14 protein-coding genes are annotated in these 16,441 nt (G+C 68.1%); 4 read left to right on the forward strand and 10 right to left on the reverse strand.

What is annotated here, in order from left to right; genetic code table 11:
• Nucleotides 1–19: 19 nt before the first annotated feature.
• The 5 genes from AMYAL_RS0111580 to AMYAL_RS0111600 all read right to left on the reverse strand — a co-directional run bounded on the left by AMYAL_RS0111580 (nucleotide 20) and on the right by AMYAL_RS0111600 (nucleotide 4,883).
• Complete coding sequence (locus AMYAL_RS0111580) at nucleotides 20–631, reverse strand: hypothetical protein (RefSeq protein WP_026466972.1); 612 nt, start codon at nucleotides 629–631, stop codon at nucleotides 20–22.
• 42 nt (nucleotides 632–673) lie between these two features.
• Nucleotides 674–1,183: a hypothetical protein gene (locus tag AMYAL_RS0111585; RefSeq protein WP_245192883.1), complete on the reverse strand. Its 510-nt coding sequence runs from the start codon at nucleotides 1,181–1,183 to the stop codon at nucleotides 674–676.
• Nucleotides 1,180–1,737, reverse strand: a complete 558-nt coding sequence (locus AMYAL_RS0111590) for a hypothetical protein (protein ID WP_020631469.1) — start codon at nucleotides 1,735–1,737, stop codon at nucleotides 1,180–1,182. Before AMYAL_RS0111590 ends, AMYAL_RS0111585 begins: the two co-directional genes overlap by 4 nt.
• Nucleotides 1,738–1,890: 153 nt before the next feature.
• Nucleotides 1,891–3,279, reverse strand: a complete 1,389-nt coding sequence (locus tag AMYAL_RS0111595; RefSeq protein WP_020631470.1) for a hypothetical protein — start codon at nucleotides 3,277–3,279, stop codon at nucleotides 1,891–1,893.
• Between the two features lie 233 nt (nucleotides 3,280–3,512).
• On the reverse strand, nucleotides 3,513–4,883 hold the full coding sequence (locus AMYAL_RS0111600) for a cystathionine beta-synthase (RefSeq protein WP_020631471.1): 1,371 nt from the start codon (nucleotides 4,881–4,883) through the stop codon (nucleotides 3,513–3,515).
• A 181-nt stretch (nucleotides 4,884–5,064) separates the two neighbouring features.
• Between AMYAL_RS0111600 and AMYAL_RS0111605 the strand changes: the two genes are divergently transcribed.
• On the forward strand, nucleotides 5,065–6,285 hold the full coding sequence (locus AMYAL_RS0111605) for an acetyl-CoA C-acetyltransferase (protein WP_020631472.1): 1,221 nt from the start codon (nucleotides 5,065–5,067) through the stop codon (nucleotides 6,283–6,285).
• 109 nt (nucleotides 6,286–6,394) lie between these two features.
• Here AMYAL_RS0111605 and AMYAL_RS0111610 read toward each other — a convergent pair whose 3' ends face one another.
• From AMYAL_RS0111610 to AMYAL_RS0111630, 5 genes are all read right to left on the reverse strand, one after another.
• A complete protein-coding gene (locus AMYAL_RS0111610; protein ID WP_020631473.1) occupies nucleotides 6,395–7,930 on the reverse strand; it encodes a DHA2 family efflux MFS transporter permease subunit in 1,536 nt (511 codons plus the stop codon).
• Nucleotides 7,931–8,164: 234 nt separating this feature from the next.
• Nucleotides 8,165–9,433 carry a YeeE/YedE family protein gene (locus AMYAL_RS0111615; protein WP_020631474.1) on the reverse strand — a complete coding sequence of 423 codons (1,269 nt, stop codon included), beginning with the start codon at nucleotides 9,431–9,433 and terminating at the stop codon, nucleotides 8,165–8,167.
• Nucleotides 9,434–9,651: 218 nt separating this feature from the next.
• Nucleotides 9,652–10,248: an LppU/SCO3897 family protein gene (locus AMYAL_RS0111620; RefSeq protein ID WP_245192885.1), complete on the reverse strand. Its 597-nt coding sequence runs from the start codon at nucleotides 10,246–10,248 to the stop codon at nucleotides 9,652–9,654.
• Between the two features lie 111 nt (nucleotides 10,249–10,359).
• Nucleotides 10,360–10,893 (reverse strand): LppU/SCO3897 family protein, encoded by a 534-nt coding sequence (locus AMYAL_RS0111625; RefSeq protein ID WP_020631476.1) that lies wholly within the window; start codon nucleotides 10,891–10,893, stop codon nucleotides 10,360–10,362.
• 73 nt (nucleotides 10,894–10,966) lie between these two features.
• Nucleotides 10,967–11,803 carry a Bax inhibitor-1/YccA family protein gene (locus tag AMYAL_RS0111630; protein ID WP_020631477.1) on the reverse strand — a complete coding sequence of 279 codons (837 nt, stop codon included), beginning with the start codon at nucleotides 11,801–11,803 and terminating at the stop codon, nucleotides 10,967–10,969.
• Nucleotides 11,804–12,116: 313 nt separating this feature from the next.
• On the opposite strand from AMYAL_RS0111630, the gene AMYAL_RS0111635 reads away from it, so the two are divergent.
• The 3 genes from AMYAL_RS0111635 (at nucleotide 12,117) to AMYAL_RS0111645 (ending at nucleotide 16,374) form a co-directional block, all read left to right on the forward strand.
• The gene (locus AMYAL_RS0111635; RefSeq protein WP_026466973.1) at nucleotides 12,117–13,583 is read left to right on the forward strand and encodes a SpaA isopeptide-forming pilin-related protein; all 1,467 of its coding nucleotides are present in this window, start codon (nucleotides 12,117–12,119) and stop codon (nucleotides 13,581–13,583) included.
• 13 nt (nucleotides 13,584–13,596) lie between these two features.
• The gene (locus tag AMYAL_RS0111640; protein ID WP_020631479.1) at nucleotides 13,597–14,283 is read left to right on the forward strand and encodes a class F sortase; all 687 of its coding nucleotides are present in this window, start codon (nucleotides 13,597–13,599) and stop codon (nucleotides 14,281–14,283) included.
• A gap of 99 nt (nucleotides 14,284–14,382) precedes the next feature.
• Nucleotides 14,383–16,374 carry an SDR family oxidoreductase gene (locus AMYAL_RS0111645; RefSeq protein WP_020631480.1) on the forward strand — a complete coding sequence of 664 codons (1,992 nt, stop codon included), beginning with the start codon at nucleotides 14,383–14,385 and terminating at the stop codon, nucleotides 16,372–16,374.
• Nucleotides 16,375–16,441 lie beyond the last annotated feature (67 nt).

Genomic DNA, 16,441 nt, shown 5'->3' on the forward strand with positions numbered 1-16,441 from the left:
CCATCGTCTGGGATCGAACTCACCACTGCGTGGGTGGCGGGCCCTGCGGCTGCGGGCCGGGAGCCTGCGGGTATCCGGCAGGCGGATACCCGTGCTGCGGTGGCGGATATGCGAAGTTCTGCGGCGCCACGGCCTGTCTCTTCGCCGCGATCCAGCGCGCCGTCGGCGGGATCAGCGCCAGCACGAGGGTCGTGATCGCCGGGATCAAGACCACGATGAGGAGCCAGCCGAAGCCGAACCGCAGGGTCACCCCGCTGTACGAGAGGAGGAAATACGAGCCTGTCGCCCGAAGCACGAAGACCAGCGCCACGCAAGCGACCGTGACCCCGGCTCCGATCGCGGTGAGTACTCGTCCCGCGCCTTTGCGCAGGAGCAGCAGGATCCCGCCGCTCAAGAGCAAGGCCGCGGTGAGGAAGTCGAGCACCGCGCCGATGATGAGGAAATCAACGGTGAAGTCGACGAACTCGATGACGTGGAAGGCGACACCGGCAAGGAACCAGAGTCCGCCGAGAAGCGCGAAGATCCCGGCCATGATCCCGGTGACGCCGCTCGGTTGCCGCGCCACTCCCGGCGGCGGGTAGGCACCGGGTGGTGGATATCCGCCCTGCGGCGGGTACTGCTGAAAAGTCATTTCTCCCCCTGTCGAACTCTCCGGCTCATCCTGTCAGGCCGGTCACCAGCCGGGTAGCCGATCCTGCTTCGACGGCTCTTCGCCGTCGTGCCGTCGCCCTTCGAGCCAATCCGAAGTCGACCGGATCACCGAGAGCACCAGTGCGGCGACGGCCATCGCGAACAACAGGAAGGCGGCGAACTCACTCGTGATCAACGGTTCCCCGTCCACCTCGGCGAAGAAATAGAGCCGGATGTCGCCGTTCGCGAGGACGGAGGCAGCCAGCGCCAGCGCCGCCCCGACGACCACGAGGGTGCGGCCGAGGAACTTCCGCATGAGCAGCAGGACACCGCCCACGAACAGGGTGGCCACCAGCACTCCGTTCCAGACCATTCCCACGAAGTACCGCGGAGCCGGTTCGAAAACCGCGAGCTGCAGGACGAAGGCGCCCGCTTCGGACAGATACCGCATGCCGCACAGGAAGGCGAGGACGGCCGCGCCGATGGCTGTCCCCGAAGACTGATCAGAACTCGTGAACTCCCCCAAGCCGAGCTGAAGGGTCCACGATCTCACCTGCCGCGTGGCTGGGGAAGCTGATTCTGCGGCCGGTAGGGCTGGGTCGGCGCGGGCCGCCAGCGCAGGTACTTCACCGTCGGCGGGATGATCGCGAAGAGCAGTGTGAACGGAGCGACCGCGAACATGACCACCCGCACGAAGGCGACGAACGTCTCGAACTCGAACTGCATCCGGAAGTACAGCCCGTAGGACCCGTTGAACGCCAACGGTTCCATCAGGACCGCGGCGATCACCATCAGCGAGCCGAGCGCGAGCAGTACCGCGCCGGCGACCGAGCGGAACAACGCCGACAGCGCCCCGAGCAACAGGAGCAACGCGGCCAGGAGGTACAGGCCCAGCGCGGTCAGCACGAGACCGGGCAGATCGCCGATGCTGAACCCGGACGGCAGTTCGAGGAAGAAGTAGACCGGGAGGTACCCGGCGGCGCCCGCGGCGATCAGGCCGAGCAGGGCCGCGATGACCGCCGTCGCCCCTGTCGGCCGGTCTTGCGGTGCGGGAAAACCGAATCCGGGCGGTCCGGGCTGTGCGGGATATCCGTACGGACCGCTCACGTCGCCCCCATCGGCAGGTCTGGGTTAACGGCGCTCACCCTAGCCCGGCGAACTCGGCCGTGGCAGGGGAATCCGAGGACCACGGCGAAAACAGAACGCCCCCGGCCGACGGGCCGGGGGCGTTCTGGGCGAAAACCGTTCAGCGGTGGCGAATCACCACTGCTGCGGCGGCTGACCGGGCTGCTGACCAGGCTGGCCGAAACCACCGCTGGGCGGACCAGGCTGGCCGGGCTGCTGCCCGAAACCGCCGGGCTGCTGCGGAGGCTGACCGAAACCGCCCTGCGGCGGCTGGCCCGGCTGGCCGAAACCACCGCTGGGCGGCCCCTGCTGACCGGGCTGCTGCCCGAAACCACCGGGCTGCCCCTGCTGCGGGAACCCACCCGAGGCCGGACCGGGCTGACCGTAGGGACCCGGCTGCGGCTGGCCGTACGGGCCGGGCTGACCCGGCTGGCCGAAGCCACCCTGAGGCGGGCCGCCGAAACCACCGGGCTGGCCGCCCTGCGGGGCACCGAGCACCGAACCGCCGCCGCCGAGGCCGACGAACTGCGCGGTCGCCGGGATGAGGCCCACCACGCCCACGATCACGATCAGGATGCCGAAGATCAGGTGCGGCAGGCCGATCCCGATGCTGGCACCGCTCGGGACGCGATCGCCCGACGCGGTGGTGGCACCCAGGAGCAGGATGCCGAAGAGGAGCAGCAGCGCGCCGCCCGCGGTGACCGCGATCGGCACGATCTTCTTGATCGAGGCCGGGAGCTTGCCCGCCAGAGCGAGACCGGCACCGGCCGCCGTCGCGATGAGCGAAGCGACCAGAAGCAGGATCACGTAGAGCCAGACGGTGCCGGGCGAAGCCAGACCGAACTGGTCGAGAAGCTTGTTGACAGCCTCCTCGCCGAGCTTGGACGTCTGGCCGTCGATGCCCTCGGAGTACTCGCTCGCGTCGCCGAAGTAGACGAAGCTGAAGATCAGCGCGAGAAGACCGAGAAGGCCGACGAGGCCTCCGGCGATGAAGCCGAACAGCGGGTTCCCGCCGGCACCACCGGCGGGGGCGGCGGGGCTGTAACCCTGCGGCGGTCCGCCGAAACCGGGCTGCTGGCCGAATCCGCCCTGGGGCGGTCCGCCGAAGCCCTGCTGCGGCTGGCCGAAACCGGGCTGCTGGCCCTGCGACGGGTCGAACCCGCCCTGCGGGGGTCCGCCGAAGCCCTGCTGCTGACCGAAGCCGCCACCCTGCGCGCCGTAGGCACCGGCGGCGGGGTTGTCGGCCGCGCTCGGCGGCGGCGCGTACGGGATGGCGGGCGGCTGCGAGCCCGGCGGCACGAGCTGGGTGGACTCACCGGGGGGAGTCTCCCCGCCGGAGCTCACCGGCTGCACGACCTGGGTCGCGTTCGCGTCACTGGCACCCGGCTGGACCGGCTGCACGACCTGCGTGGGCTCCGGCGTGTCGCCGAACCCGCCACCCTGGGGCTGCTCATAGGAGGGCTGCTGCCCGTACTGCGGTTGCCCGTAGTCGGGCTGCGCCGGCGGCTGGCCGGGCTGCACCACCTGGGTCGGTTCCGGGGAACCGAACGGGTTGTCTTGCTGCGGCTGAGGGCCACTCGGGGGTCCCTGCGGTGGCTGGGCGCCACCCCAAGGCTGATTCGGTGGCTGCGGAGCACTCATTTGGGTCTTGAACCCCCTTGACGAGGACATAAAAGTTCAACTCACCGAACACGCTATCGGATAGCCGGGTGGGCCGCTCGTAACGCCCCGGCCCGACCAGCCGATGAAATGCCTCTTTACCGTCCCGCGAGAAACGCGAGCAGGTCGTGCCGGGTGACGACCCCCGCCGGCTTGCCGTCGACCAGCACCAACGCACCGTCCGCGCCCGAGAGCGCGTTCATCGCCGAACTCACCTGTTCACCGGCGCCGATGGTCGGCAGCGGCGGCGACATGTGCTGCTCCAGCCTGTCCGCCAGCTGCGCCTTGCCGGTGAAGAGCGCCTCGAGCAGATCGCGTTCGTTGACCGCGCCGACGACCTCGGCAGCCATGACCGGCGGTTCCGCGCTGACCACGGGCATCTGGCTGACGCCGAACTCGGAGAGGATCGCCACCGCTTCGGCGACGGTCTCGTTCGGGTGACTGTGCACCAGGCTGGGCAGCGAGCCCCTCTTCTTCATCAGGACGTCGCCGACGGTCGCGCCGCTGGAGTCCGGCGGCAGGAAGCCGTAGGAGGACATCCAGCTGTCGTTGAAGACCTTGGTGAGGTAGCCGCGGCCGCCGTCGGGCAGGAGCACGACGACGACGTCGTCCGGGCCGAGGCCCTCGGCGAGCTTGAGCGCGGCGGCGACGGCCATGCCGCACGAGCCGCCGACGAGCAGCCCCTCTTCGAGCGCGAGGCGGCGGGTGATGTCGAAGGAATGCGCGTCCGACACGGCGATGATCTGGTCGGCGACGTTGCGGTCGTAGGTCTCCGGCCAGAAGTCCTCACCGACGCCCTCGACCAGGTACGGCCGCCCGGTCCCGCCGGAGTACACCGAGCCCTCGGGGTCCGCGCCGACGACCTGGACGCGGCCGTCGCTGACCTCCTTGAGGTACTTGCCGGTGCCCGAGATGGTGCCGCCCGTACCGACGCCCGCGACGAAATGCGTGATCTTGCCCTCGGTCTGGCGCCAGAGTTCCGGGCCGGTCGAGTGGTAGTGGCTGGCGGGGTTCTCCGGGTTGGCGTACTGGTTCGGCTTCCAGGCGCCCTCGATCTCGCGCACGAGGCGATCGGAGACGTTGTAGTAGGAGTCCGGGTGCTCCGGTGCCACCGCGGTCGGGCAGACCACGACGCGGGCGCCGTAGGCCTTGAGCACGTTGCGCTTGTCTTCGCTGACCTTGTCAGGGCAGACGAACACGCACTTGTACCCCTTGCGCTGCGCCACCATGGCCAGCCCGACGCCGGTGTTGCCGGACGTCGGCTCGACGATGGTGCCGCCGGGCTTCAGCTCGCCGGAGCGCTCCGCGGCTTCGATCATCCGCAGCGCGATGCGGTCCTTGACGCTGCCGCCGGGGTTGACGTACTCGACCTTGGCCAGGATGAGCGGCTGCAGCCCCTCGGCCAGTGCGTTCAGCTTGACCAGAGGGGTGTTGCCCACGAGGTCCACGATGTGCTCGACGTATTCCACGCAGACAGCCTAAACGCCGCAGGTCGCGATGTGTCGACTCAACTTCGGTGGCACCCCCGCGTCACCGGGTGGTGTGGCGTGGATCGCGTTCGCCTTTGACCCGCACCTCCCTCCGGTGGAGGATGCGAGGTGAGCAACCGCTTAGCGCGTGTCTGGATCGAAAACAAGGGAGTGTCGTTCCATGCCCGAAGCCGTCATCGTCTCCACCGCCCGATCCCCGATCGGCCGCGCCGGCAAGGGATCGCTGGTGAGCATCCGCCCGGACGACCTCACCGCGCAGATGGTCCGCGCCGCGCTCGACAAGGTCCCCGAGCTCGACCCGACGCAGATCGAAGACCTCATGCTGGGCTGTGGTCTCCCCGGCGGCGAGCAGGGCTTCAACATGGGCCGCGCGGTCGCCGTCGAACTCGGCTACGACCACCTGCCCGGCTGCACGATCACGCGGTACTGCTCGTCCAGCCTGCAGACCACCCGCATGGCGCTGCACGCGATCAAGGCGGGCGAAGGCGACGTGTTCATCTCCGCAGGCGTCGAGACCGTTTCCCGCTTCGCCAACGGCAGCTCGGACTCGTGGCCGAACACGCACAACCCGCTGTTCGCCGACGCCGAGGCCCGCACCGCGCAGGTGGCGGCCGAGGGCGCCGACAGCTGGAGCGACCCGCGCGAGAACGGCGTCCTCCCGGACGTCTACATCGCGATGGGCCAGACCGCCGAGAACCTCGCGCGGCTGAAGAACGTGTCGCGTGAAGAGATGGACGAGTTCGGCGTCCGTTCGCAGAACCTCGCCGAGAAAGCCATCGCGGACGGCTTCTGGGCCAACGACATCACGCCGGTGACCCTGCCGGACGGCACGGTGGTCTCGAAGGACGACGGCCCGCGCGCGGGCGTCACCCTCGAAGGCGTCTCCGGTCTCAAGCCGGTCTTCCGCCCCGACGGCCGGATCACCGCGGGCAACTGCTGCGCGCTCAACGACGGCGCGGCCGCGGTGATCATCATGTCCGACACCAAGGCGAAGGAACTCGGCCTCACGCCGCTCGCCCGCGTCGTGTCGACCGGTGTTTCGGGGCTGTCGCCGGAGATCATGGGCTACGGCCCGGTCGAGGCGTCGAAGCGCGCGCTCGAGCGCGCCGGGATGTCGATCGGCGACATCGACCTCGTCGAGATCAACGAGGCCTTCGCCGCGCAGGTGATCCCGTCGTACAAGGACCTCGGGATCGACCTCGACCGGCTGAACGTCAACGGCGGCGCGATCGCCGTCGGCCACCCGTTCGGCATGACCGGCGCGCGGATCACCTCGACGCTGATCAACTCGCTGCGCCACCACGACAAGCAGTTCGGCCTCGAGACGATGTGCGTCGGCGGCGGCCAGGGCATGGCGATGGTGCTGGAGCGCCTCTCCTGACCTCCTGACCCGCAAAAAGAGAGCAAGGGACCTTTGCTCACGTTAGTTAGTGCGCTAACGAACGTGAGCAAAGGTCCCTTGCTTCTTTCCGGGCCCTAGCGGGTCATGCTCAGTGGGTCATGATCGGCGGAGCCGCGGGGACCTCGCCGTCAGCCGTGCCCTCCGGCAGCGCCGGCTTGGTCTTCGGCAGGAAAGCCGCCGGGATCAGGCACAGCGCGAGCAGGATCATCGACCACAGGAACGTCGTCGAGAACGCGTCCGCCGCCAGTCCCGAAGCCACCTCGTGCGTCGCCGGGTTGAACACCGCGGCGGTCGCCGCCAGCTGTCCTTGCGCGGTCGGCACGCCGAACTTCCCGGCGAGCAGCGCCGCCAGGATGATCGACAGCACCGCCGCGCCGATCGCGCCCGCGGTCTGCTGCACGATGTTCGTCGCCGTCGACGCCTTCGCCATGTCCTCCGACTTGAGTGTCTGCAACGCGGCCGAGGTGATCGGCATCATCGTCGCGCCCATGCCGAGCCCCATCACGAACAGCGCCGAAAGCAGCAGCCAGTACGGCGTCGTCGCGGTGAGCTGGGTGAAGGCGATCAGCCCGGCGAGCATCAGCACGAGACCGGGGAGCACGATCTTCCGCGCGCCGATCTTGTCCGCGAGCCTGCCCGCGATCGGCATGGTCAGCATCGCGCCGAACCCCTGCGGGGCGAGCAGCAGACCGGCGTTCATCGCCGACTCACCGCGCGCCAGCACGAAATACGTCGGCAGGAGCAGCATCGCGCCGAAGAACGCGACGCAGAAGAAGGTCATCGTCACCATGGCGACGGAGAACGACCTGTTCTTGAACAGTTTCAGATCGACCAGCGGATTCGTGACCCGGTTCGCCCGGAACACGAACGCCACCAGCAACCCGATCCCGGCCAGCGCGGGCAGCCAGACGTCCACCGCGCCGACACCGCCCGCCGACGGGATGTTCGAAACGCCGAAGATCAGCGCCGCCAGACCCGGCGACACCATCAGCATGCCGACGAAGTCGAACCGCTCGCTCGGCTCCGGCCGGTCCTTCGGCAGCACTCGCCAGGCCAGCGCCATGGTGATCAGGCCGATCGGCACGTTGATGTAGAAGATCCAGCGCCAGCTCACCGCGTCGACCAGCCAGCCGCCGAGGATCGGGCCGCCGATCGGGCCGAGCAGCATCGGCACCCCGAGCACGCCCATCACGCGCCCGATCCGGTGCGGACCCGCGGTCCTGGTCAGGATCGTCATGCCGGCGGGCATCAGCATGCCGCCGCCGAAGCCCTGCAGAACCCGGAAAATGATCAGCGATTCGACGTCCCAGGCCATGCCGGCGAGCATCGACCCGATCAGGAACAGCCCGATCGCGGTCATGTACAGCCGCTTGGTGCCGAACCGGTCCGAGGCCCAGCCGGTGATCGGGATGACCGTGGCCAGCGCCAGCATGTACCCGGTCGCGATCCACTGGATGGTGTCGAACGAGGTCTGGAACTCGATGGTCAGTTTCTGGAGCGCGACGTTGACGACCGTCGTGTCGAGGATCGCCATGATCGCGCCGAGGATCACGACGCCGGCGACCTTGAGCACGCCCGCGTCGAGTTTGTCGCCGCCCGGTGCGGCCGGGCTTTGCGTTGACATGAAGAAATCCGTCCCCTGGTGTTCAGTGGTTCTCCGGACGCGACAACCCCCGTGGTCGCGACGACGGAATCGACGCCCGGCGCGGCGCCGAGCCTTCCCCAACCAAGCTTGTGCATTAATGCGCAAGCTTGGATATGTAGCCGAGGGTAGCCGAACACAGGTTTTACATGCCAACTTTTTCCCCGCATGCGGACCGAAAGGGCAAGCCCGCATACGGAATGTCACGAAGAGTGATCAGCAGACACTGTCCGAGGGAGCCGGGTTGCCGAGGCCGAACAGCGGCCGCAGCTTCAGCCCGATCCAGGTACCGCCGAGCGCGAAAACGCCCCACAGCCAGCCGTGCAGGCTGCCGACCGAGATACCGCCGAGGTAGGCGCCGATGTTGCAGCCGCCCGCCATCCGCGCGCCGACGCCCATCAGGATCCCGCCGAGCACCGCGGCGACGGCGGTCCGCCACGGGATCGAGCTGTGGATCTTCCACGCGCCCGCCGCCGCGGCCGCGACCCCCGCGCCGATCATGATGCCGATGTCGGTGAGGCTGTTCTTGTCCTTCCAGATCGGCCCGGCCAGCGAAGCCGCGTTCGCCTTGAGCCGCCAGAATTCCCAGGTCTCGGGGTGCAGGCCGAACACCTGAAGGATCTTGGCTCCCCACAGGCTGAACGCGCTCGTGACACCCCAGATCCCGCCGGAGACCAGGAACACCGCGCCCGCGAGCACCCCGAGGACGACGGCGCCGACGAGGATCGGCCAGGAACCGCGATAGATCCGGGCGAGGCCACGCGCGGTCGGGACGACGTCGACCGGCGGCGGGTTGCGGCGCTTCTGCACGAACCGGGTGCCCAGCACGATCGCGGCGAGGACGGCGATGGTGATCGCCCACGAACCGAACCAGCCGACATGGTCGGCGAGCAGGATCCCCTTGAACTCGGGCCAGCCGGAAAGCAGCGGGTATGCCCACGTGTAGAGGACCGAGCCGGTGATGAACCCGCCGAGGGTCAGCACGATCGTCGACTGACCGGAACCGACCGCGAACAAGGTTCCCGAGGCGCACGCACCGCCCAGCTGCATACCGATGGCGAAGATCGTCGCGCCGACGAACAACGCGAGGCCCAGCCCGCCCGCGGTCGGATTCGGCTTGCTGCCGAACAGGCCGGAGCCGGTGCCCACGATCAGCGCGATCAACGTCGCCGCCGTGCCGAGCAGCAGCGTGTGCGCCCGCAGGCCCTGGCCGTTGCCGACCGCGATCAGCTGGCGCCAGGCCGAGGTGAAACCGAAACGGGAGTGGAAGAGAGCGAGGCCGAGCAGCAGGCCGAGGACGAGCAGGACACCGAACTTCGCCCCGTGCGCCGCCCAGACGTACCAGGTCAGGCCGACGGCGAGGGCTCCCGCGACCGCCAGCGGCACGATCTTGACCGGCTCCTCGGGTTGCGGGACCGGGGCGGCGCAGGAGGTCGGGAAGTCGAGGAGTTTCTTCTCACCGGCTTGGGTTTCTGTCGTCGCCACCAGGACTCCAGGTCGATCGGCGGGTTGGGGACGAGCAACGTTAGGACCGGTGACCGTCCGATCGCAGCCCGTCCCACACTGTGCGACGAACGGCGGCTCACACACGGCCGGATGGCGGCGGCGATACCAAAGGTCCCTTGCTCCCCCGACACGCAGAAAGGCCCCCTTCCCTCGGCTGAGCCGAGGTGAAGGAGGCCTTCACGCGCTTGGACTTGGAGTTACTTCGCTGTCTTGATGCAGAGCGTGGTCGGCGGCGTCGAGTACGTCGCCACCCCCGTGGCTTCGGTGCCCTCGCAGGTCGCCTGGTCAGAGACAGCGGCGACCTTCACCATCTCCGCGTCCTTGGCGGGATCGGTGCAGGACACCTTCTGGTAGCCGGCGGTCTTGGAGAGGTAGCCCTTGAGGCAGTCGCCCTGCTTGACGTTGACGACCAGACACAACTTGTACGACATCCGGCCGGACATCGAGATGGTGTCGTAGTCGCCCTCGGGGCAGGATTCGTCACCGGCCACACGGGCGCCGATCTTGACGTTCGCCTCCTGCGCGCCGCAGTCGGCCTTCTTCGGCTCGTCGGCAGTCCTGGAGAACTCCGTCACGCTCAAGCACTCGCCGGCCTGGGCACTGCCCGTCCCGGTGAAGTGGTTGTAGAGGAAGAGGCCGCCACCGATCACGACGACGAGCACCGGAATGGCGAACCGAAGCCAACCGATCTTGGAACGCTTGGGTGCCGTCGGCTGCCCGCCGGGCGGCGGACCGAAAGCGTCGGGCTGTCCCACCGGCATTTGGCCCCCAGGGGCCGGCTGGGAAGTGGTCACCGAGAAACCTCACAGGTGTGAAGAGGAATGAGAACCTCGGTATCAAACACTTACCGTGATCAACCGCCTAAACCGGGCCCCCAAACGAGTGAAAGCCGCTGGTCGGAGTCCCTATTTGAGGCTCTTGACGCAGACCGTCGACGGCGGCGTCGAGTAGCTCTTGAGATCAGTCGCTTCGGTGTCGTCACAGGTCACGACGCCGTTGACCACCTTCAGGACCTCCGCGTCCTTCGTGGGGTCCGAGCACGCGACCTTCTGATAGGCCACGCTGTCGGCCAGGAAGTTCTCGAGGCAGTCGCCCTGCTTCGCGTTGATCATCATGCAGAGCTTGTACGAAGCGAACGTCTTGTCGACTACGAGCTGGTCGTACTCGCCCGCCGGGCACGCACCGCCCGCGTCGGTCTTCGCTCCCGCTTTCGCGTTGGCTTCGACCGAACCGCAGTCCGCCTTGACCGGATCCGCGTCGACGTCGCCGAACGTCGTGATCGCGTAGCAGTCGCCCACCTGGACGTCGTCGGTGTTCGAGAGGTACCCGACGATCCAGGAGGACGCGCTGAGCACCACGATCGCGACCGGCACCAGGATGCCCACCCAGAACCACTTGGAACGCCTCGGCCTGGCGGGTTCGCCACTGTGCTCGGTCATGGGGTCAGAGTATTCACAGGAACGGAAAAGGGCGCCCCGATCGCTCGGAGCGCCCTTCCCTGGTGAACCCGCGTCAATCGTTTTGGAAGTACGACAGCAGTCGCAGGATCTCGAGGTACAGCCAGACCAGCGTGGTCATCAGGCCGAAGGCGGCGAACCACGCCCACTTCGACGGCATGCCTTCGCGGATCATCCGGTCGGCCTGGTCGAAGTCGAGCAGGAAGCTGAACGCCGCGACACCGATCACCACGAGGCTGAAGATGATCGCGATCGGCCCGCCGTCACGCAGCGGGTTGAAGCCGAAGAAGCTGGTGATGAGGTTGACCAGCATCAGGATCGCGACACCGACGACGGCGCCGATGATCCACTTGGTCAGCTTCGGGGTGACCTTGACCGCACCGGTCTTGTAGACGACCAGCATCGCGATGAACACACCCGCGGTACCGATGATCGCCTGGATCGCGATTCCGGGGTACAGCAGTTCGAACAGACCGCTGATCGCACCGAGGAAGACACCCTCGGCAGCCGAGTACGCGAGCGTGAGCGGGCCGCTCGGCTTCTGCTTGAAGATGATGACGAGCGAGATCACGAGACCGACGATCATGCCGCCGACCAGCGCGCCGATCACGGCGCCGGGGATGGCGGTGATCTTGCCCGAGGCCGAGGTCGTGATCTGGCTGATCGCCCAGATCGCGGTGAGCACGCCGGTCACCAGCGCGGTGCCGAGACTCAGCGCCGTCTTGATGACGACGTCGTCGACGGTCATCGGACGGTCGTCGGCGCCGGCGGAGGTCTGCGGAGGGCCGTAGCCGGGCACGCCGCCCTGGGGTTGGTTGAAGCCTACGTTGGGTCCGTACTGCGCCGCGCCACGCGGCAGGTTCCGGAACGCCGGGTTGCTACTGGATCGCACCTGATCCTCCTGGATCTACTGGCACCTGCATCGGGTTCAACGACCGCTAGGGCCGCCCGGTTCCCGTCGAAGTAAAGACGACTTTACTCACATTCGGCGCGGGGCCCACTCCCCACACCGTATGCGGTGGAGATCACGACCGTTCACCGATACCCCACCTGATGCCCTATTGCCAAAACCGCTGCTCACAGGACACTCTGCACGTTGCGTGTTCGGATACTCACCGAAGGCGTGTCGGGGAACCTATCGATCGTGTGGACTGCGTCGACGTAAATGCGCCGGGGCAGAGCACGGCCAAAGGAGTCAACACACCATGGGGTGGACCACACGCCCGAGCGTGCGTTCGCGCGCCTTGACCAGCCTGATCGCGACGTGCCTGCTCGGCGCCCTGTCCGCCACCGTCGCGGCGACACCGGCTTCGGCCGCCAAGCAGGAAGGTGTCGGCTACGAAGTCACACCTGGCCAGCCCCACAAGGCCGCGTCCGGCAGAGACTGGCTCGGTTCCTACGTCGTGAACGGCAAGCACGTGTTCTGCGTCTCCTTCCAGCTGAAGGCGCCGGACACGGGCGAGAAGTACCAGCCCGGCGACGAGCTCCTCGACAAATGGGGCCAGAAGCTGCCCGCCGACGTCGCGGCCAACATCTCCTACCTTCTGCTGCGCTACGGCGCGGCGGAGAACAAGGCCGATTCCGCCGCGCTGGCCCACCTGCTCCACTCGTGGACGTCCAAGCCCCGCACCCCGGCCGATCTCGACCCGCAACGGGACCCGGCCCAGCTCGGCTACGACGTCGGGTTCCACCTCGACAAGCTGAAGGCGCAGCACTCCGACGCCGCCGCGGCCGTGGAGAAACTGACCAAGGACGCCGAGGCCAACCGGGGTCCGTGGACCACCGCCATCGCGCCGCCGAAGGAAGACCAGCACATCGGCACCGCGGGCGAGTGGACGATCAGCGTCAAGAACGCCAAGGGCAAGGGCATCTCCGGGGTGCCGGTGCAGCTCACGCCGTCGAACGCGACCGTCGACGGCGGCGAGAGCACCAAGCCCGCGTCGACCTCGAACGCCAAGGCCGAGAAGGCCACCACGGTGAAGACGGGGGAAGACGGCACCGTCACGGTGAAGGTGACGCCGACCGGTGACCAGCCGAAGCTGGCCAGCTCGCTGTCCGCCCCCGCGGACCGGCCGTACGTGCAGTTCCCGGTCGACACCGGCGTGCAGAAGGTCGTCTCGACCGGCGGCGAGAAGGAACTGAAGGCCCAGGGTGTCGCCGTCGTCTCGAAGCCGGGCAAGGTCCAGGTGACCAAGGTCGACGCGAAGACCGGCAAGGGCATCGCGGGCGCCGCGCTGCGGGTCACCGCCAAGGACAAGTCCGCCGCCGCCCTCGGCCAGGACGGCAAGCCGCTCAACGGCGCCGACGGCAAACCCGCCGTCGTCACCACCGAGGGCGAGAACGGGACGGTCACCGTGGAGAACCTGCGGACGCCGCAGGAGATCTGCGTGGTCGAGGTCAACGCGCCGCCGGGCTACACCAACGCGTTCGACCCGAAGAATCCGCCGTCCGCCTGCGGTGAGGTCAAGCCGGGTGAGACGCTGGCGCTCAAGGTCGCCAACACGCCCAACGAGGTACCGCGCACCATCCCCGCCGGCGACCGGCCGGTGGCGATGATGCAGGGCACCGTCGAGAACTCCGCGTCGACCGCCGGGATCCTCGGTGTCGGTGCGCTCGCGCTGCTCGGTTCGTTGATGGTGGGCGTGGCCGCGCGGCGGTCTTCGCGACGCTAAAGAGGGTTCTGGAATGTCAGTACGACGCGGGTTCGCGCTGGGAGCCGTCACGGTCCTGTGCGCGGACCTCGTCGCGGCCTTGATTCTCTGGCCGCCGACGACCGTGGTGGCGGGGACGGCTCAGCCCGTCTCCGTCTCCGTCGCGGGCGGTGCCCCGGCGGCGCCCGCGCAACAGGAGGTCCCCCCTCCGTCGGAAATCGTCCCCACGACGCCGACGGCCGCTCCGCCACCGCCCCCGAAGGAGCCCGAGGCCCCGAAACCGCAGGGTCCGGGAACCATCCGGCTGCCCGCGGGCGGGGGCGCGAAGCTGATCCGCAAGGAACTCGGACCGGGTGCGGAACTCCCGGTGCCGGAGAACCTCGGCGAGGTCACCTGGTGGGGCGCCGAGCTGAGCTCGGACACCGGAGCGAGCGTCTTCGCCGGGCACGTGAACTGGAAGGGCGCGACGGGTCCGTTCGCGGAACTGTGGACCGAGCGGATCGGCGGCGCCGTCACCGTGGTCGACAAGGCCGGGAAATCCTGGCAGTACAAGGTTTCCCAGCTGATCACGCTGAAGAAGAACGAACTGCCGCAGCGGGCGGACGAACTGTTCGGCCAGTCCGGTCCACATCGGATAGTCCTCGTCACCTGCGGCGGCCGCTGGGTCGGCGGGGAGACCGGCTACGCCGAGAACCGGGTCGTCATCGCCGACCCAGCCTAGTTACCCGTGAGTAACTTCACGGGTGTCGTGGTGGTCCTCGCCGTGACGATGCAGCAGAATGCCTGTGGACGCGGGCGAGCACGGTGAAGGGTGAAGCAGATGGCGACATTTCTGGTGACCGGGGCGACCGGACTGATCGGGCGCCAGTTCACCCGGCTGCTGCTCGCCAGGGAAGACGTCGACAAGGTCGCGCTCGTCGTCCGCTCGTCCTCGAGGGACAAACTCGCGAAACTCGTGAACGCCTGGCCGCATCCGGAACGCGTCACCCTCGTCACCGGCGACCTCGGCGAGCCGCTGCTCGGCGTCGGCCAGGAAGACCGAGAGACGCTTCGCGGTGTCGATCACGTCGTGCACCTCGCCGCCCTTTACGACCTCACCGCCGACGACGAAGCCAGCATCAAGGCCAACGTCGAAGGCACCGCGCAGGTGATCGCGCTCGCCGCCGAGCTGAACGCGGGCTGTCTGCACCACGTGTCCTCGGTCGCCGTCGCCGGTGACCACGAGGGCATGTTCACCGAGGAGATGTTCGACGTCGGCCAGCGGCTCGTCACGCCGTATCACCGCACGAAGTTCGAGGCGGAACGTCTCGTACGCGAGCAGCACGAAGTGCCGTGGCGGGTGTACCGGCCCGCGGTCGTCGTCGGGAACTCCGAGACCGGCGAGATGGACAAGATCGACGGCCCGTACTACCTGTTCCCCGCGATCAGCAGGCTGGCCGGGCTGCCCGACGTGCCGATCGTCGGCCCCGACCTCGGCGACACCAACGTCGTCCCGGTCGACTACGTCGCCGAGTCGCTGAACGCCCTGATCACCACGAAGGGCCTCGACGGGCGCGCGTTCCACCTGGTCAACCCGGAGCCTCAGCCGGTCGTCTCGGTCTACAACGCCTTCGCGAAGGCGGCCGGCGCGCCGACGATCTCCGTGCAGCTCAACGAACGACTGTCCAAGGGCATCGTCAACCTGGTGAAGCTGAGCGAGCACATCCCCGGCTTCACGATCGCGCGCGACGCCGTGATGGAGCGGCTCGGCATCCCGCCGGTGCTGCTGGAGACCATGGCGTTCCCGTCGGTGTTCTCGTCGGCGTCGACGCGCAAGGCGCTCATCGGCTCGGGCGTCGAGGTGCCCCGCATCGAGGACTACGCGCCCACCCTGTGGCGTTACTGGCGCGAGCACCTGGACCCGTTCCGCGCCCGTAAGCACGGCCCCCGCGGCGAACTGGACGGCCGTCGCGTGATCATCACCGGCGCGTCTTCGGGCATCGGCCGGGCGACCGCGATCAAGGTCGCCGCCGCGGGAGGGATCCCGCTGCTCGTGGCACGGCGGCAGCACGAACTCGAAGAAGTGCGGGACGAGATCATCGCCGCGGGCGGCACGGCGTCGGTGTACCCGGCCGACCTGACCGACGAAGAATCGGTACACAAGGCCGTCGACGCCATGCTCGCCGACCACGGCCGGATCGACATGCTCGTGAACAACGCCGGCCGGTCGATCCGGCGCTCGATCAAACTGTCGTACGACCGGTTCCACGACTACGAACGCGCGATGGCGATCAACTACTTCGGCGCGGTGCGACTGATCCTCGCGGTGCTGCCGCATATGTCCGAGCGGAAATTCGGGCATATCGTCAACGTCTCGTCGATCGGCGTGCAGGGAATCGCGCCGCGCTTTTCGGCGTATGCGGCGTCGAAGGCCGCTTTGGATTATTTCTCCCGGATCGCCGCGACCGAGACCCACGGTGACGGAATCACCTTCACGACCATTCACATGCCGCTCGTGCGCACGCCGATGATCCGGCCGACGAAGATCTACGACGCGTTTCCGACGAAATCCCCGGATCAGGCCGCGGACATGGTGCTGAAGGCGCTGAAGGAACGCCCGAAGCACATCGGCACGCCTGCCGGGCAGGCGATCGGGCTCGCGTACACGCTCACGCCGGGACTCACGGATGCCGTGGCCTACCAAGGATTCCGCGTGTTTCCGGACTCGGCGGCCGCGGGTGGCGGCGGCGGGCTCAAGATCGGGAAGGGCGAGCAGCATCTGTCACGTGCGGCGATGGCCCTCGCCCGGCTCAGCCGCGGCTTCCATTGGTGACACTGCGCACACGGGTGGCGGCCGTTCAGGTGAGGAAAAGCAGCTGAGAGCCGACACACGTCGGTGA

The sequence above is a fragment of the Amycolatopsis alba DSM 44262 genome (assembly GCF_000384215.1).
GTDB classification, from domain to species: Bacteria; Actinomycetota; Actinomycetes; order Mycobacteriales; family Pseudonocardiaceae; genus Amycolatopsis; species Amycolatopsis alba.